19 protein-coding genes are annotated in these 16,014 nt (G+C 72.7%); 7 read left to right on the forward strand and 12 right to left on the reverse strand.

The genetic code is table 11. The features are described 5' to 3' along the window. Positions 1 to 35: 35 nt before the first annotated feature. The gene (locus ABTY56_RS13295) at positions 36 to 1,313 is read left to right on the forward strand and encodes a PTS transporter subunit EIIC (RefSeq protein ID WP_350628868.1); all 1,278 of its coding nucleotides are present in this window, start codon (positions 36 to 38) and stop codon (positions 1,311 to 1,313) included. 162 nt (positions 1,314 to 1,475) lie between these two features. Here ABTY56_RS13295 and ABTY56_RS13300 read toward each other — a convergent pair whose 3' ends face one another. After that, positions 1,476 to 2,222, reverse strand: a complete 747-nt coding sequence (locus ABTY56_RS13300; protein WP_350628870.1) for an MBL fold metallo-hydrolase — start codon at positions 2,220 to 2,222, stop codon at positions 1,476 to 1,478. Positions 2,223 to 2,430: 208 nt separating this feature from the next. Next, entirely contained in the window at positions 2,431 to 2,628 is a 198-nt protein-coding gene (locus ABTY56_RS13305; protein ID WP_350628871.1) for a MerR family transcriptional regulator, read from the reverse strand. A 241-nt stretch (positions 2,629 to 2,869) separates the two neighbouring features. On the opposite strand from ABTY56_RS13305, the gene ABTY56_RS13310 reads away from it, so the two are divergent. Beyond that, positions 2,870 to 3,331, forward strand: a complete 462-nt coding sequence (locus ABTY56_RS13310; RefSeq protein WP_502893097.1) for a type II toxin-antitoxin system PemK/MazF family toxin — start codon at positions 2,870 to 2,872, stop codon at positions 3,329 to 3,331. A gap of 19 nt (positions 3,332 to 3,350) precedes the next feature. Here the strand turns inward: ABTY56_RS13310 and ABTY56_RS13315 are convergent, their stop codons facing one another. The 7 genes from ABTY56_RS13315 to clpS all read right to left on the reverse strand — a co-directional run bounded on the left by ABTY56_RS13315 (position 3,351) and on the right by clpS (position 8,380). Next, the gene (locus ABTY56_RS13315; RefSeq protein WP_350628872.1) at positions 3,351 to 4,319 is read right to left on the reverse strand and encodes a PLP-dependent cysteine synthase family protein; all 969 of its coding nucleotides are present in this window, start codon (positions 4,317 to 4,319) and stop codon (positions 3,351 to 3,353) included. A gap of 87 nt (positions 4,320 to 4,406) precedes the next feature. After that, the gene (locus ABTY56_RS13320; protein WP_030242903.1) at positions 4,407 to 4,685 is read right to left on the reverse strand and encodes a MoaD/ThiS family protein; all 279 of its coding nucleotides are present in this window, start codon (positions 4,683 to 4,685) and stop codon (positions 4,407 to 4,409) included. A gap of 122 nt (positions 4,686 to 4,807) precedes the next feature. Beyond that, a complete protein-coding gene (locus tag ABTY56_RS13325; protein WP_317621128.1) occupies positions 4,808 to 4,927 on the reverse strand; it encodes a putative leader peptide in 120 nt (39 codons plus the stop codon). A gap of 138 nt (positions 4,928 to 5,065) precedes the next feature. After that, positions 5,066 to 5,497 (reverse strand): M67 family metallopeptidase, encoded by a 432-nt coding sequence (locus ABTY56_RS13330; protein ID WP_350628873.1) that lies wholly within the window; start codon positions 5,495 to 5,497, stop codon positions 5,066 to 5,068. Positions 5,498 to 5,643: 146 nt separating this feature from the next. After that, positions 5,644 to 7,098, reverse strand: a complete 1,455-nt coding sequence (locus tag ABTY56_RS13335; RefSeq protein WP_350628874.1) for an amino acid permease — start codon at positions 7,096 to 7,098, stop codon at positions 5,644 to 5,646. A gap of 298 nt (positions 7,099 to 7,396) precedes the next feature. Beyond that, positions 7,397 to 7,969 (reverse strand): DUF2017 domain-containing protein, encoded by a 573-nt coding sequence (locus tag ABTY56_RS13340; RefSeq protein WP_350628875.1) that lies wholly within the window; start codon positions 7,967 to 7,969, stop codon positions 7,397 to 7,399. Between the two features lie 117 nt (positions 7,970 to 8,086). Continuing rightward, entirely contained in the window at positions 8,087 to 8,380 is a 294-nt protein-coding gene (clpS, locus tag ABTY56_RS13345; RefSeq protein WP_350521807.1) for an ATP-dependent Clp protease adapter ClpS, read from the reverse strand. 140 nt (positions 8,381 to 8,520) lie between these two features. On the opposite strand from clpS, the gene ABTY56_RS13350 reads away from it, so the two are divergent. Further along, on the forward strand, positions 8,521 to 9,873 hold the full coding sequence (locus ABTY56_RS13350) for a nicotinate phosphoribosyltransferase (protein ID WP_350628876.1): 1,353 nt from the start codon (positions 8,521 to 8,523) through the stop codon (positions 9,871 to 9,873). 318 nt (positions 9,874 to 10,191) lie between these two features. Then, positions 10,192 to 10,782, forward strand: coding sequence for an isochorismatase family protein (locus ABTY56_RS13355; protein ID WP_350521805.1), 591 nt, complete (start codon positions 10,192 to 10,194; stop codon positions 10,780 to 10,782). Between the two features lie 139 nt (positions 10,783 to 10,921). On the opposite strand, the gene ABTY56_RS13360 is transcribed toward ABTY56_RS13355, so the two are convergent. Continuing rightward, on the reverse strand, positions 10,922 to 11,926 hold the full coding sequence (locus ABTY56_RS13360; protein ID WP_350628877.1) for a hypothetical protein: 1,005 nt from the start codon (positions 11,924 to 11,926) through the stop codon (positions 10,922 to 10,924). Between the two features lie 256 nt (positions 11,927 to 12,182). Between ABTY56_RS13360 and ABTY56_RS13365 the strand changes: the two genes are divergently transcribed. Both ABTY56_RS13365 and ABTY56_RS13370 read left to right on the forward strand, forming a co-directional pair. Further along, complete coding sequence (locus ABTY56_RS13365) at positions 12,183 to 12,875, forward strand: hypothetical protein (protein WP_350628878.1); 693 nt, start codon at positions 12,183 to 12,185, stop codon at positions 12,873 to 12,875. Positions 12,876 to 13,542: 667 nt separating this feature from the next. After that, a complete protein-coding gene (locus ABTY56_RS13370) occupies positions 13,543 to 13,983 on the forward strand; it encodes an RNA polymerase sigma factor (protein WP_350628879.1) in 441 nt (146 codons plus the stop codon). A gap of 92 nt (positions 13,984 to 14,075) precedes the next feature. Here ABTY56_RS13370 and ABTY56_RS13375 read toward each other — a convergent pair whose 3' ends face one another. Both ABTY56_RS13375 and ABTY56_RS13380 read right to left on the reverse strand, forming a co-directional pair. Next, positions 14,076 to 14,654 carry a DinB family protein gene (locus tag ABTY56_RS13375; protein ID WP_350628880.1) on the reverse strand — a complete coding sequence of 193 codons (579 nt, stop codon included), beginning with the start codon at positions 14,652 to 14,654 and terminating at the stop codon, positions 14,076 to 14,078. Positions 14,655 to 14,744: 90 nt separating this feature from the next. Continuing rightward, on the reverse strand, positions 14,745 to 15,131 hold the full coding sequence (locus tag ABTY56_RS13380; protein WP_350628881.1) for a winged helix-turn-helix transcriptional regulator: 387 nt from the start codon (positions 15,129 to 15,131) through the stop codon (positions 14,745 to 14,747). A gap of 155 nt (positions 15,132 to 15,286) precedes the next feature. Between ABTY56_RS13380 and ABTY56_RS13385 the strand changes: the two genes are divergently transcribed. Beyond that, positions 15,287 to 16,009: an NAD(P)-dependent oxidoreductase gene (locus ABTY56_RS13385; protein ID WP_350628882.1), complete on the forward strand. Its 723-nt coding sequence runs from the start codon at positions 15,287 to 15,289 to the stop codon at positions 16,007 to 16,009. Positions 16,010 to 16,014 lie beyond the last annotated feature (5 nt).

Below are 16,014 nucleotides of genomic sequence, written 5' to 3' on the forward strand. Positions count from 1 at the left end.
CCGACCGACCGCCATGCCGTTAGGAAGCCACCCCCATGAGTCAGTCTGCGCAGGCACCGGCGCCCGCCGCGGCTCCGGCCACGCCAAGCCCCGCCAAGAAGTTCGGCCAGAACCTCCTCCAGGGTCTGCAGAAGATCGGCCGCAGCCTCCAGCTGCCCATCGCGGTGCTCCCCGCCGCCGGCCTGCTGCTGCGTCTCGGCCAGGACGACGTGTTCGGCAAGGACGGCCTCGGCTGGAACAAGGTCGCCTCGGTCTTCGCCACCGCGGGCAGCGGCGTCTTCGACAACCTGCCGCTGCTCTTCGCGGTGGGCATCGCGATCGGCTTCGCCAAGAAGGCCGACGGCTCCACCGCCCTCGCCGCGCTGGTCGGCTTCCTGGTGTACAAGAACGTGCTCACCGCGTTCCCGATCACCGAGGGCCACATCGCCGACGGCAAGTGGGTCGCCCCGACCTACCAGAACCCCGGTGTGCTCGGCGGCATCGTGATCGGCCTGCTGGCCGCCGTGCTGTGGCAGAAGTACCACCGCACCAGGCTGGTCGACTGGCTGGGCTTCTTCAACGGCCGCCGGCTGGTCCCGATCCTCATGGCCTTCGTCGGCACGGCCGTCGGTGTGCTCTTCGCCCTGACCTGGGGCCCGATCGGCGACGCCATCAAGAGCCTGAACGACTCCCTGATCGGTGCCGGCGCGTTCGGCGCGGGCGCCTTCGGCCTGGTCAACCGCGGTCTGCTGCCGGTCGGCATGCACCAGTTCGTGAACTCCTTCGCCTGGTTCCAGACCGGTGACTTCACCAAGCCGGACGGCACCGTCGTGCACGGCGACCTGACCCGCTTCTTCGCCGGCGACCCGACCGCCGGACAGTTCATGTCGGGCTTCTACCCGATCATGATGTTCGCGCTGCCCGCCGCCGCGCTGGCCATCGCGCACGCCGCCAAGCCGCACCGCCGCAAGGCCGTCACCGGCATGATGGTGTCGCTGGCCCTGACCTCCTTCGTCACCGGTGTCACCGAGCCGATCGAGTTCGCCTTCGTCTTCATCGCCCCGGCCCTGTACGTCATCCACGCGCTGCTGACCGCCGTCTCGATGGCCGTCACCTGGGCGCTCGGCGTGCACGACGGCTTCACCTTCTCCGGCGGCCTGATCGACTACCTGCTGGCCTGGAACAAGGCCACCGACCCGTGGATGATCATCCCGCTCGGCCTGGTCTTCGCCGCGCTGTACTACTTCCTCTTCCGCTTCGCGATCGCCAAGTTCGACCTCAAGACCCCCGGTCGCGAGGACGACGACGAGATCGAGGACGTCACCAAGGCCTGACGCCCCGCCCGTCCCCCGGTCCGCAGGCCCCGCCCCGCCGCTGCTCCCCCAGCGGCGGGGCGGGGCCTGCGGCCTGTCCGGACGTCCCACCGCGCGGGAACGGGCGGTCGACGAAGCGACGGAGGCCCGGGGGTCCGTCCGCGAGGTGCGCCCGTCGGCCGGTCAGATCTCGTACACCGCGCCGGCGCGGGCGATCTCGACCGGGCCGGCGTAGGCGGCGGCCGCGTCGCGGCGGTTGTGCTCGGCGTCGGTCCACGGGGGGATGTGGGTGAGGACGAGCCGGCGGGCGCCGGCGGCGGCGGCGTGCTCGCCGGCTTCGCGGCCGTTGAGGTGGACGGCCCGGTAGGTGTCGCGGCCGTCGATGTAGGCGGCCTCGCAGAGGAAGAGGTCGGTGTCGCGGGCCAGTTCGACGAGTTCGGTGCTCTCGCCGGTGTCGCCGCTGTAGACGATCGAGCGGCCGCCGTGTCCGAGGCGGAAGGCGAAGGCGTCGACGGGGTGGTTGACCTGGGCGACGTCCACCCGGAACGGGCCGAGGTCGAAGCTGCCGGGGGTGAGGGTGCGGAACTCGAAGACCTCCTTCATGCCGGGGTTCTCCGGCATGTCGTAGGCGCGGGCGAGTCGCTCGGCGGTGCCGGCCGGGCCGTACACGGGGAGCGGGTCGGGGCAGCCCTCGGCACGGTAGTTGCGGGCCACCCAGTAGGCGCACAGGTCGATGCAGTGGTCGGCGTGCAGGTGGCTGAGCAGGACGGCGTCGACGTCGTAGAGGCCGGTGTACTTCTGCAGGGCGCCGAGGGCTCCGTTGCCGAGGTCGAGGACGACGCGGTAGCCCTCGGCCTCGACCAGGTAGCTGGAGCAGGGCGAGTCGGCGGACGGGAAGCTCCCCGAGCACCCCACCACGGTCAGTTTCATCCGAGCCCCTCCGCCCCGACACGTCCTGGCTGCTGCTGGAAAACGGCATGGAAAACGGCAGGCCGGGCCGGTGGACCGGCCGGTAGCACTGCATTGGTGTGTCGAGGGTAAGGGTGGAGCGGCACTTTGCCCCCGTCCCCGTGCCGGGCTGTGGCTGGAATCACCAGAACGCCGGGGACGGCGGCGGGGGGCGGGGACGCCGGTGGGATCAGCGGTGCCGGGGGCGGTTGCGGGCCCAGGCGCGGATGGTGTCGGGGTACCAGCGGGGGTGTCCGTTGCCGTCGGTCGCGTCCGGGTCGGGCAGCAGTCCGTGCCGCCGGTAGCTGCGGACGGTCTCGGGCCGGACGTTGATGTGCCGGGCGATCTCCGCGTAGGACCACGGCTCGGCGTCGCGGTTCACGCGCACCCCCCGACCGTTCGCTCGTCGACTGTTCGCTCGCTTCGCTCGGTTCGCTCACTCACGAGGCACCTCCGGGGCGGGGGGCGGACGTTCGTGACGCAGCCTTCCGGAGGCGGAGCGGGCCTTCGGCGCAGAACGGGCACCGTGGCGGTTCCGTGACGAACCGGGAGCAACGCGCGGACAATTACTCAACTGTCACAGTCGGCACGGTGGTGGCGTCCACCGTCGGCCCGGTACGGTTCGCCGCATGAACGGCATGACTGGTACCTGGGTCGTCCTGGCGCTGGCCGGCATCGCGCTGGTGGCGGCCGTCGCTGCGGTGCTGGCGCGGCGCACCCGCCCGGCCCCGCGCCCGGCGGGGCCGACCGGCCCGCGGCCGCGCCCGAGCACCAGGGCGGCCCGCCCGGAGCCGCAGGAGATCTGGTGGGCGGAGGTGCCGTTCGAGGACGGCCCCGGCTCCAAGGACCGCCCGTGCCTGGTGCTGCGGGTGCGCGGCCGGACGGCCACCGTCGCGAAGATCACCAGCAAGCACCACGCCGAGCGCCCGGGTGTGCTGCCGCTGCCGCCGGGTTCGGTCGGCGACCGGCAGGGCCGGGCCAGCTGGCTGGAGACCGACGAACTGCGCGAGGTGCCGCTGTCGGCCTTCCGCCGCCGGGCCGGCACGGTGGACCGGCAGGTGTGGGCCCGGGCGCAGAAGGTCCTGAACTAGCCGGGTCCGGGCCCGGGTCTCAGGCCCAGAGCTGACCCTGCAGCGCCTCGACCGCCGCCTCGGTGGACTCGGCGGTGTAGATGCCGGTGGACAGGTACTTCCAGCCGCCGTCGGCGACCACGAAGACGATGTCCGCGCGCTCCCCCGCGGCCGCCGCCTTGCGGCCGACGCCGATCGCCGCGTGCAGGATGGCGCCGGTGGAGACGCCCGCGAAGATGCCCTCCTGCTGCAGGAGTTCGCGGGTGCGGCGGACGGCGTCAGCGGAGCCGACGGAGAAGCGGGTGGTCAGCACCGCGGCGTCGTACAGCTCGGGGACGAAGCCCTCGTCGAGGTTGCGCAGCCCGTACACCAGGTCGTCGTAGCGCGGTTCGGCGGCGACGATCTTCACGCCGGGGACCTTCTCGCGCAGGTAGCGGCCGACGCCCATCAGGGTGCCGGTGGTGCCGAGGCCGGCCACGAAGTGGGTGACGGTCGGCAGGTCGGCGAGGATCTCGGGGCCGGTGCCGGTGTAGTGGGCGCCCGCGTTGTCGGGGTTGCCGTACTGGTAGAGCATGACCCAGTCGGGGTGCTCGGCGGCGATCTCCTTGGCGATCCGGACGGCGGTGTTGGAGCCGCCGGCGGCCGGGGAGGGGATGATCTCGGCGCCCCACATGCGGAGCAGTTCGCGCCGTTCCTCGCTGGTGTTCTCGGGCATCACGCAGACCATCCGGTAGCCCTTGAGCTTGGCGGCCATGGCGAGCGAGATGCCGGTGTTGCCGCTGGTGGGCTCCAGGATGGTGCAGCCCGGGGTGAGCCGGCCGTCGGCCTCGGCACGCTCGATCATGTGCAGCGCCGGGCGGTCCTTGATCGAGCCGGTCGGGTTGCGGTCCTCCAGCTTGGCCCAGAGGCTGACCAGGCCCTCGGTGTTGCCGGGGACGGCGGCGGACAGCCGCGGCAGGCGGACCAGCGGGGTGTTGCCGACGGCTTCGAGCGGACTGTCGTAACGCAAGGGAGGCCTCCGGCCACGGCGGTGAGGGTCACACGGCGGTGAGGGTCACGGGGTGGTTCCCCCGCCGGTGGCGGGGGAACCGGGAGGTCAGCGGGCGCCGCCGGCCACGGCGGGCAGGATGGTGACGCTGTCGCCGTCGGCGAGGGCGGTGGAGATGCCCTCCAGGAACCGCACGTCCTCGTCGTTCAGGTAGACGTTGACGAAGCGGCGCAGCTCGCCGCCCTCGACCAGGCGGGCGGCGATGCCCGGGTGCCGGGCGTCGAGGTCGGTGAAGAGTTCCCCGAGGTTGCTGCCGTTGCCCTCGACGGCCTTGGCGCCGTCGGTGTAGGTGCGGAGGATGGTCGGGATGCGGACCTCGATGGCCATGGGTGCGCTCCTGTGCGAGTCGTGGAGTGGGTGGGCCGCAGCGGGCGCGGCCGGGCGGACGGGTGCCCGGGCTTCGGCGCCGCCGGAGATGTGGCGGGCCCGGGTGGGGAGTGCGGCGGCTCTCAGCGCGAGCGCGCGGGCGTGCCTGGACAGATCGCGCCGGCGTGCCGGCACAGGTCGATGTGCAGGCGCGCCACGAGGCGGGTGCCCGGGGCCTGGTTGCTCACATCGACGGAACGCATGGGCTCATCGTATAGATTCCCGGGCCCGCTTAGACATGCCCGTCTCGGGATCCGGATGTTCTCGTCCCCCGTGCTGAGACGGCGCGGGCCCGCCGAGCGCTCGCGGGCGGTCGGCGGGCCACGTCCGGGCGGGGCCGGTCAGACCTGGTAGGCCTCGACGACCTGGACGTCTTCCTCTGTGATCTCGCCGTCCACGATGCGGAACGAGCGGAACTGGTAGGGGTCGTCCTCGCCGTTGCCGTCGGCGGTGGAGACCAGGACGTAGTGGGCGAACGGCTCGGAGGCGTAGCTCACGTCGGTGCGCGAGGGGTAGGCCTCGGTCGCGGTGTGCGAGTGGTAGACGATCACCGGCTCCTCGTCGAGGTCGTCCATCTCGCGGTAGAGCTTGAGCAGGTCGCCCGAGTCGAACTCGTAGAAGGTGGGCGAGCGGGCGGCGTTGAGCATCGGGATGAACCGCTCGGGCCGTCCGCTGCCGGCCGGTCCGGCGACCACGCCGCAGGCCTCGTCCGGGTGGTCGGCGCGGGCGTGGGCCACGATCCGGTCGCGGAGTTCTCGGGTGATGGTCAGCATGCGGTCAGGATAGCCACGCCCCGGCGGGTGTCCGCCGGGGCGTCCGAGGCGCGGTCGACGGGCGTCCGCGGGGTGGTCGACGGGCGCCTGCGGGGTGGTCGACGGGCGCCCGCCGGTTGGTCCCGGTGTCCGTACGAGGCCCGGGATCAGCCGTTGTTGGCCGCCTGCGCGTGGTCGCGGCCGACCTCCTGGGCAGGGCCGTCGACGGCCTGCGGGTCGCGGCGCCGCAGGAAGCGGTAGCCGACCACCAGCACCAGGGCCCAGCCCGGGAAGACGTAGAGCGAGATCCGGTTGTCCTCGTCCAGGCCGATCAGGACCACGACCAGGGCGAGGAAGGCGAGCGCGCTCCAGCTGACCCAGGCGCCGCCGGGGGCCTTGAAGCTGGGCGCGGGCAGGCGGCCGGCCTGCCAGGCCCGGCGGTAGCGGATCTGGGAGATCAGGATCATCGCCCAGGTCCACAGGCCGCAGACCGTGGCGACCGAGGTGATGTACTCGAACGCCCGTGCCGGGACGAGGTAGTTGAGCACCACGCCGATGCCCATCAGCAGGCTGGAGACGGTGATCGCGAAGGCCGGGGTGCGGCGGGAGTTGAGCTTGGTGAGCTGCCCCGGGGCCTGGCCGCGCAGGGCGAGGTCGCGCAGCATGCGGCCGGTGGAGTACATCCCGGAGTTGCAGGAGGAGAGCGCCGCGGTGAGCACCACGAAGTTGATGATGCCGGCCGCCGCCGGGATGCCGATCTTGCCGAAGGCGGCGACGAACGGGCTGACGCCGGGCTGGAATTCGGTCCACGGCACGAGCGAGAGGATGACGACCAGGGCGCCGATGTAGAACAGCGCGATGCGCCAGGGCAGGGTGTTGATGGCGCGCGGCAGGGTCTTCTCGGGGTTCTCGCTCTCGCCCGCGGTGACGCCGACGAGTTCGACGCCCAGGTAGGCGAACATGACGATCTGAAGGGTCATCACGGTGGCGCCGATGCCCTTGGGGAAGAAGCCGCCGTCCTGCCACAGGTGGGTGATCGACGCGGTGTCACCGGCCTTGCTGAAGCCGAGGGTGAGCACCCCGACGCCGATCAGGATCATGCCGATGATGGCGGTGACCTTGACCATGGAGAACCAGAACTCGATCTCGCCGAACAGCTTCACCGAGATCAGGTTGGCCGCGTAGAGGACGACCAGGAAGGTCAGTGCGCTGGCCCACTGGGGTATGCCGGGCGCCCAGAACTTCACGTACACGGCGGCGGCGGTGGTCTCGGCCATGCCGGTGACGACCCAGAACAGCCAGTACGTCCAGCCGGTCACGTAGCCGGCGAAGGGGCCGAGGAACTCCCGCGCGTACTCGGCGAAGCTGCCGGAGACCGGGCGGTAGGTGAGGAGTTCGCCGAGGGCGCGCATGATCACGAAGATCACCACGCCGGCGACGGCGTAGGAGAGGATCAGGCTGGGGCCGGACTTGGAGATCGCGGTGCCGGCGCCGAGGAAGAGCCCGGTGCCGATCGCTCCGCCGATCGCGATCATCTGGATCTGGCGGCTGCCGAGTCCCCGCTCGTAGCCCTCCTCGTCCGGTTTGGTGTCGACCACGTGGTCGTACGACTTCTCGGCCATGGTGCACCGTCCTGCTCGGTCTCGGGAGTGGAGAAGTCGTACCACGCACGATCCGGATAACGGTGTCCATCTGAGCGATACTTGAGCATGCCCTGGTGGGGTTTGCCCGATTTTGGAAGGAAAACCCGCAACGGATCGTCCACATGCTGGACCGAACCGCCGAGCCCTGCCCGAAAGCGGGCAGGATCATCCCGGAAACGCGAACGGGAGCGGACTGTGCCGCTCCGCGTCCATGCGGGAACTCCCTTGGGTTCAGGCCCCGTTCACCCGACCGGGCCGGTCGCGCGACCGGCGCCGCTCAGTCGGCCATCGCCTCCAGCAGCGACTCCTGCAGCGCGCCCAGCCAGAGGTACGCCATCACCAGCGGCTTGCGCTCGTCGCCGTCCGGCAGCGCGTAGAGGCCTTCCTCGTCGTCCTCGGTGACCTCCAGCCGCACACCGAGGGCCAGCCGCAGGTCGTTCAGCGCGCCCAGCCAGCGCAGGACGTCGGGGGCGCCCAACTTGAGCACCCCGGCGCCGCCGAGGCCGTCCAGCGCCCGGACGACGAACAGCGCGTCGTCCCGCTTGCGGGCCCGCAGGTCCAGCTCGGTGAAGCGGCGGAACTCCCCGGACGCGGCCTCGGACTCCTCGTCGCCCGGCTTCTCCGGGTCCTTGTAGGCGTCCGGGAAGAAGCGGTTCAGCACCGGGTCGGCGGGTGCCTCGGTCGGGCCCTCGGCGAACAGCGCGGCCAGCGGGTCGCCGCCCTCCCCGCCCGGGCCGGGGCCGATCAGCTCCAGCAACTGCACTTCCAGCGAGCGGAGGATGGAGGCCTCCCACTCGTCCAGCGCGATCGCCGCGCCGCCACCGCCGGTGCTCTCGAACAACCCAGCCATCTCTATCGGTCAGCCCGTCTTCGTCGTCTTCGGTCATGCGGTCGGCGGTCGGCCCGTAGGCCCACGGGCCCGGCGGCCCGTGGGCCCACAGGCCCGTCAGCCCGGCGGGGCCCGGCGTCAGTCGTGCTGCAGCGTCGCCCAGAGGCCGTAGCCGTGCATCGCCTGGACGTCGCGCTCCATCTCCTCGCGGGAACCGCTGGAGACCACCGCCCGCCCCTTGGTGTGGACGTCCATCATCAGCTTCCGGGCCTTGTCCTTCGGGTAGCCGAAGTAGGCCTGGAAGACGTACTGGACGTAGCTCATCAGGTTGACCGCGTCGTTGTGCACGATGGTCACCCAGGGCGTGTCCGGCTCTGTCACCGGGAGCCCTTCGACCTCAGGGCGCTCGATCTCTGCGGGCGCGACACTCACGCCGGGTCCTCCTCGCTGCACACTCGTCCGTTGGTCCTCACGCCCCATGCTGCCATCCGGGGGACACCCGGGCGATTCCGACCCGGCCCGCTCGGCGAGAAATCGTCACTCTGACGCTAAGTGGTAGTAGCATCATCCTCATGGACGCCACTTCAGTGCGCGCGGCCGGCTCGACCGCGCTGCTCACCGACCGCTACGAGCTCACCATGCTGCAGGCCGCCCTGCGCAGCGGGGCCGCGCACCGCCGCTCCGTCTTCGAGGTGTTCACCCGCCGCCTGCCGAGCGGCCGCCGCTACGGCGTCATGGCCGGTACCGGCCGGGTGCTCGACGCTGTCGAGAACTTCCGCTTCTCCACCGCCCAGCTCGACTGGCTGTCCGGGCAGGGCGTGGTCGACGAGGACACCCTGCGCTTCCTCGCCGACTACCGCTTCCGCGGCGACATCCACGGCTACCCCGAGGGAGAGGTCTACTTCCCCGGCTCGCCGCTGCTCACCGTCGAGGGCAGCTTCGCCGAGGCGGTGATCCTGGAGACGGTGATCCTGTCGATCCTCAACCACGACTCGGCGATCGCGGCCGCCGCCTCCCGGATGACCGCCGCCGCCGGCGGCCGCCCGGTGATCGAGATGGGCGCCCGCCGGGCCCACGAACAGGCCGCCGTCGCCGCCGCCCGGGCCGCCTACGTGGCCGGGTTCGCCGCCACCTCCGACCTGGAGGCCGGCTTCACCCACGGCATCCCCACCACCGGCACCGCCGCGCACGCCTTCACCCTGGTGCACGACAGCGAGCGGGACGCCTTCCGCGCCCAGATCGCCTCGATGGGCAAGGGCACCACGCTGCTGGTCGACACCTTCGACCTGCGCGAGGCGGTGCGCACCGCCGTCGAGGTGGCGGGCCCCGAGCTGGGCGCCGTCCGGATCGACTCCGGCGACCTCACCCTGCTGGCCCACCGGGTCCGCCGCCAGCTGGACGAGCTGGGCGCCGGGAACACCCGGATCATCGTCACCTCGGACCTGGACGAGTACGCGATCGCCGCCCTGGCCGCCGCCCCGGTGGACGGCTACGGCGTCGGGACGAGCCTGGTCACCGGCAGCGGGCACCCGACCTGCGCGATGGTCTACAAGCTGGTCGCCCGGGCCGGGACCGACGGCGGGCCGCTGGTGCCGGTGGCCAAGCGCGCGGCGGGCGGCAAGACCAGCATCGGCGGCCGCAAGTGGGCCGCCCGCCGGCCCGACGCCGAGGGCGTGGCCGAGGCCGAGGTGGTCGGCACCGGGCCCCTCCCGGACGAGCTGCGGCCGCACCTCGTGCAGGTGCCGCTGGTGCGGGTCGGCGAGACGGTCGGCCGGGAGCCGCTGAGCGCCGCGCGCGAGCGCCACGTCCGCGCCCGGGCCGCGCTGCCGCTGTCGGCCACCCAGCTCTCCAAGGGCGACCCGGTGCTGCCGACCGAGCTGGTGCTGCCGACCGAGCTGGTGCTGCCGACCGACGTGGTGCTCTGAGCGGCTCGTCCGCCGACCGGCGTCACCCGTCCGGGCGGACGACCCACCCGGACGACAGGCCCGGACGACCGCGCGGGCAACCGCACGGACGACCGGGCGGCCCGTCGTCGCACGGAGGCCCCGGTCCGGCCACCGGACCGGCCTCCGGACCGACCCCGGGGCTTCCGCCCCCGCGCGGCACTCCCTAGAGTCAGCCGTAGAGTTCCCCGGAGTTCCCCGAGAACCCCCCGAGCCCGCACCGCCGGGCCGAGTACTCCCGAGGGCTCCCCCACCGGGGCGCCGCCTCCCGCGGGCCCCCGACATCCGAGGATGCGAGCCATGCACCGGGCACTGATCGTCGTCGACGTTCAGAACGACTTCTGCGAGGGCGGCAGCCTGGCCGTCGCCGGCGGCGCCGAGGTGGCCGCCGCCATCACCGACCTGATCGCCGAGTCCTCCCCCGGCTACCAGCACATCCTCGCCACCCGCGACCACCACATCGACCCGGGTGCGCACTTCTCCGCCGAGCCGGACTACGTCGACAGCTGGCCGCCGCACTGCGTGGCCGGCACCGAGGGCGTGGGCTTCCACCCCAACTTCGCCCCCTCCGTGATCTCCGGCGCGGTCGAGGCGGTCTTCGACAAGGGCGCCCACTCGGCGGCGTACAGCGGCTTCGAGGGGCTGGACGAGAACAACCGCGGTCCGGTGGAGTGGCTGCGCGAGCGGCAGGTCGACGCGGTCGACGTGGTGGGCATCGCCACCGACCACTGCGTCCGCGCGACGGCGCTGGACGCCGCCCGGGCGGGCTTCGCCACCCGCGTCCTGCTGGACCTCACCGCCGGGGTGGCCCCGGAGACCACCGCCGCCGCGCTGGAGGAGCTGCGGGCGGCCGGGGTCGAGCTGGTCGGCGCGCCGGTGGTCCGTTCCTGACCCACCCGGCGCCCGCGGCGGCTCCGGTACCTCCGGCGTTTCCGGTACCTCCGACGGCCGCCGGGTGACCACCGGGTCCTGCCTCGGCACCACCGGGTCCCGCTTCGGCACCACCGGTTCCTGCTTCGACGCCTCCGGTTCAGACCACCAGCAGCTCCACCACGTCCGTGCCGCCGGCCCGGTGGGCCTCGCGCAGCTCGCCGCCGACCGCGTCAGGGTCGGCGGCGAGCCGGGCGCCGGAGACGTACACCACGCGGATGCCCAGGTACTCCATCCGGTGCTGGCCGCCGCGCACCCAAGCGGCCTCGCCCTCGCTGACGCAGCGCAGGTCCGAGTCCACCTCCACCGCGACGCCGCGCTCCGGCCAGTAGAGGTCCGGGACGGCGATGTACGTACCGCCGCGCATCCGCAGCTCGGGGGCGTTCAGCGGGACCGGCAGCAGCCACTCGTCCACCAGGTGGCCGACCCGCTCCAGCACCGAGTCCCGCTCGGCCGCGAGGAGTTCGTCCAGCGCGGCACGCACCCGGGGCTCGTCGGTCAGCCCCGACTCAATCAGCTCCGCGGCCAACTCACGTACCGTGCAGCCGTTCTCGCGGCGGGAGACGGCCTCCCGCAGCACCTCGCGCACCGGAGCCGGGGCCTCCGGGACCGCCGTCCACTCGCCGAGCGCGTCCGCGACCGCCCTGGCCACCGGCGCACAGGCCAGGCCGTGCACCGAGTGGGCCACCAACTCCCGTTCGGTGCGCCGGATCCGCACCTGGCCGACGTCCTTCAGCCGGCGCTGCCTGGGCACCAGGACGTCCACCCCGGTCACCGCGGGCAGCCGGGGCACGGCCGCGAAGCCGTACAGCGCCAGCGCGGCCGCACCGGTGATCACCGCACCCTCGCGGCGGCCCTCCTCGCGGCCGTTCTGCGCGGCGTACAGCAGCGCGGCCCAGATCCGCTGCTCCGGGGTCGGCTCGTCGGACTGCAGCAGGTAGACCCGCGGCAGCAGACGCTGCCAGGGGCCGCCCCGACGGCAGTGCTCGGTGATGACGCGGGCCGGCACGCCCCGGGCGCGCAGCTGACTCGCGGTGACGACGTTCTGCTGACGCTTCGCCAGCTCCTCCAGCGACGGCGGAGGCGAGGGAATCCGGTAGCTCATGCCGACACCATCCCCAACCGCCCGGACCCGTGACCGGCAGCCTGACGCACTGTTACGCAACCGTCGCGAAACCGGGATCAGCCCGCACTAAAGTCCTCATACCCTCACTCATTTGGAGTAATTGACGCCCAACCGGTTGCCAGATCTGATCGAAAACGATCGCCGACCTGGTCGCCTGACCCAGAGTGATCAAAGGCATACGGCGAGGGACCCTCCGGGCGTCAATCCCGCCCCTGGGATTGCCTAGGCTTACGTCATGTCACGTGACGAGACCGCCGGCCTCCGCGCGGCCCAGCTCCGCCTCGGCCGTCTGCCCGGATACGTCCGCCGCCCGGACCCCGCCCGCCGCAGCGGCGAGAAGGGCCATACGTACAAGAAGGGCTGGGAGGTCCGCTTCACCGCCCGCAGTGAGGCCGAGATAGCAGAGATCCGCGACCTGGTCGTCGCCGCCGGGTTCGCTCCGGCCAGACCGTTCTTCAAGGGCCACCAGCTCATCCAGCCGGTCTACGGCATGGCGGCGGTGCAGGCCTACCTGGCCGCTAGACAGGCGGCCGAGGAACACGCCGCCCGGGCTGCGGTCGGCCGTGGGCGACGGGAGGCGGGGCGGACCACCGGCGGGCACGGCGCCTCCGGCGGGCACGCCCCGACGGTGCACGCGGCCGGGACGCATGCCGGCGGAACGCACGGATCCGGTACGCACGGATCCGGTACGCACCCGGGTGGGGCGCACGGCCCCGGCCTGCACACCACCGGGGCGCACGCCGGCAGCGCGGCGCACCGCTGCGAACGCGAGGAGGCGGCCGCCGGAGCAGCCGTGGCGGCTGCGGCCGCGGCAGCCACGGCCGCGCAGGCGGCCCGGCGACGCACCGTCGAACCCTTCCCCGCCCAGATCGAACGGGACACCGCCGCCGACCGGATCTCCCCGTCGGAGGCCCGGACGACCACCTGACGACCGCCCCCCGACGGACGACGGCACCGTCCGTCCGCTCCGCCCCGGCCGCCGAGGCCAGTTCCGGCCGCCGGGGCACGATCGACGGACACCGACGGACACGACGGACACCGACAGGCCCCGCGCGCACCGTCGTCCACGATGGCGCACGGTGGCGCACGGTGGCGCACGGCCCGCACCCACGCCCGCTCCGCGATCACGGCCCCGGATACGCCCATGCGTGTGGTCGTGGTGACGTCCGCACCCGCATCCGCGTCCCTCGACATGGTGATCGCCGTTGTGATCGTGAGTGCGGTTGCGCGGGTGGTTGTGCGGGCGCAGGTTCGCGCCGTGGGCGTGGACGCCAGCCTCCGGAGGGCCTACGGTGGCACATCAACTGCCTTGCAGTCATAGCGGCCCTACACCCTCTGACCAGCTGCGACGCGCTCGCACCTACGCCTCCCCCGCCACTGCGCAGCACCACCCCGCCGGCCCGCGCCGGCTCCCCGCCAGCCCCCGCCCGACCGTTCCACCGCCCCGTCGCCCCCGGTCGTCACCGGAACCGGCCGGGCGGCAGCGGGTTCCGGGCATTCCATCGGATTGGTCACCCAGCGCACCGAGGGCCTACCGTAGAGTGAGCACAGATGATCGACCGTCAGAAACCCATCTCCCTTTCCGAGAAGACGAGATGACCAACCGTCACGCGACTTCAGCCGAGCCACCCCCGGGGCCCGGCGAGCCGGAGGACGTACCGCTGGAGTTCACGGCCTTCTGTGAGCTCCACCGCCCCCGGTACCTCAGCTACGCCAGGGTGTGGCTGACCGAGCACGGCGGCGCGGCCACCGCCGTCCAGCAGGCATTCGCCGAAATCGCGGTGCACTGGCGCGAGTTGATGGGAAGCTCCAATCCGACCGCGCACGCCTGGGAGATCCTGCGCGGCACCGTCGCCGAGCACACCCGCCGGGAGTCGCCGGACCCGCACCGCCACCCGGCCGACGACGACCTGGCGATCCTGCACTACGTCGTCGGCCTCGCTGCCCCCGAGATCGCCGACGTCATCGGCACCGACGCCGCCAGCGTGGCCGGACGGCTCCGCCGCACCATGCTGCGCGAGGCCTCCGGCTGGTGACCTCGCGCGCCGTGGGCCCACGCGCCCGACGCGCTTCGCACACCCCGCGCGCTCCGTGCGCCCCGCGCGCCCCGCGCGTCTTCCGGACGGCCTCAGACCCGCTCGCCCGTCACGTCGAACAGGTGGTGCACCGGGTCGTGGATCAGGTACCGGGAGAACGACTCGACCGTGAACCGCGCCCCGTCGCTCCGGTTCCCGGTCCGCCGCCACTGCTCGTCGGCCACCCGCTCGAAGTCCGCGGCCAGCGTCTCCGCCGCCTCCGCCAACTCCCCGGCCACCACCTGCGGCAGCTGCTCCCCGTAGCGCTCGGCGACGGCCGTCTCGTCCTGGTCCCAGTTCGAGAACAGCGGGTCGTCCCGGTCGAGCATCAGGTTCAGCCGGATGTGGAACAGCCGGAAGACGTCCCGGACGTGACACGCGTACTCCAGGTCCGACCAGACCCCCGGCTCCGGCCGACGACGCAGCCCCTCCTCGTCCCCGGCCAGCACCGCCAGCCAGCCCTCCGCGTTCGCCCGGATCATCCCGGCGACGTCCTCGCGCGCCACCTTCGGTGTGTCCAACCCGCAGTCGGAGCAAGGGCGTTCGAGCACCCAGGTCCAGTCCTTGGTGTCGGGGACGATCTCCCCGGCGACGGCGTTCACAGGAGCCTCGGCGTTCTCGGAAGTACTCATGGGCCCAGCATGGCCGCCACCGCGGACGCCCCACCAGCGGCAGGAACGCCAGCAGCCGCCGAAATACTGCCAGTCCGCCCCCGTGGCCGATCAGCTCTCGCGCTCGTACTCCTCCCGCGCCGCCAGCAGGCTGCCCAGATTCTCACGACTCCACGCGCACACCGCGTCCATCGGCCCCAGCAGCGTCCGGCCCAACGGCGTCAGCGCGTACTCGACCCGCGGCGGATTCCCGCCGTACTCGGTACGCGCCACCACACCGTCCTGCTCCATCGAACGCAGCGACTCCGCCAGCACCTTGGCGGTGATCCCCACCAACGGCACCCGCAGCTCGGAGAAACGGCGCGGACCACCCTCCAGGCACCGCAGGATCTTCCACGACCACTTCCGGCTGCCCAGCACCGGCACGGCCGACACCGGACAGTCGGGGAAGAAATCCGCCGTCAACGGCGTCGGGGCGCTCCCCTGCTCCACACTCACTGCCCACTCCCCTGTCGGCCCCCTGGCAACCCCACGACGGTACCCGCCGCCGCCCGGGCACCGTCCCGGTACCGTTGAAGTAACCGGCACCCCCCGGTCTACCGTCACCGCACCGGCGGGCGACAGCGCCCGCCCCCAGCGGACGGGAGACCGCCTTGACCACCCCTGACACCACCGGCCCTGACACCACCGGCCCTGACACCACCGGCCCTGACACCACCGGCCCGGAGCACACCCCGCACCACACCGACGTCATCGTCTACGGCGCGGGCGGCCAGGTCGGCCGCGCCGTCGTCACCGAAGCCCTCCGCCGCGGGCTCACCGTCACCGCCGCCGTCCGCCACCCCGAGCGCCACGCCGACCTCGACCGCGACGGCGTCACCCTCCTGCGCTGCGACATCACCGACCCCGCCGCCGTCGCCGCCACCGCCCCCGGGCACGCCGCCGCCGTCTGCACCGTCTACACCCCCGACACCCCCTCCACCGACTTCTACCGCGCCGCCACCAACGCCCTGGTCGACGGCCTCGACCGGGCCGGCGTACGACGGCTCGTCCACGTCGGCGTCGCCACCACCCTGCAGACCGCCCCCGGCACCGCCGTCCACGACGACCCCGACTTCCCCGACGCCTACCGCGCCTTCTCGCTCGGCCACGCCGCCGCCCTCGACCTGCTCCACGACTCCCCCGCCACCCTCGACTGGGTCGTCGTCACCCCGCCGATGGACCTCGACCGCACCGCCCCCGGCACCGGCCGCTACCGGGTCGGCGGCCCCCAGGTCCTCGGCCCCCGCATCGCCCAAGCCGACCTCGCCGTCGCCGTCGTCGACGAACTCACCGCCCCCGCGCACCACCGGCAGCAGATCGCCGTCGCCGAATGACCACC

It is taken from the genome of Kitasatospora sp. NPDC097691, from assembly GCF_040302665.1.
Classification (GTDB): Bacteria; Actinomycetota; Actinomycetes; order Streptomycetales; family Streptomycetaceae; genus Kitasatospora.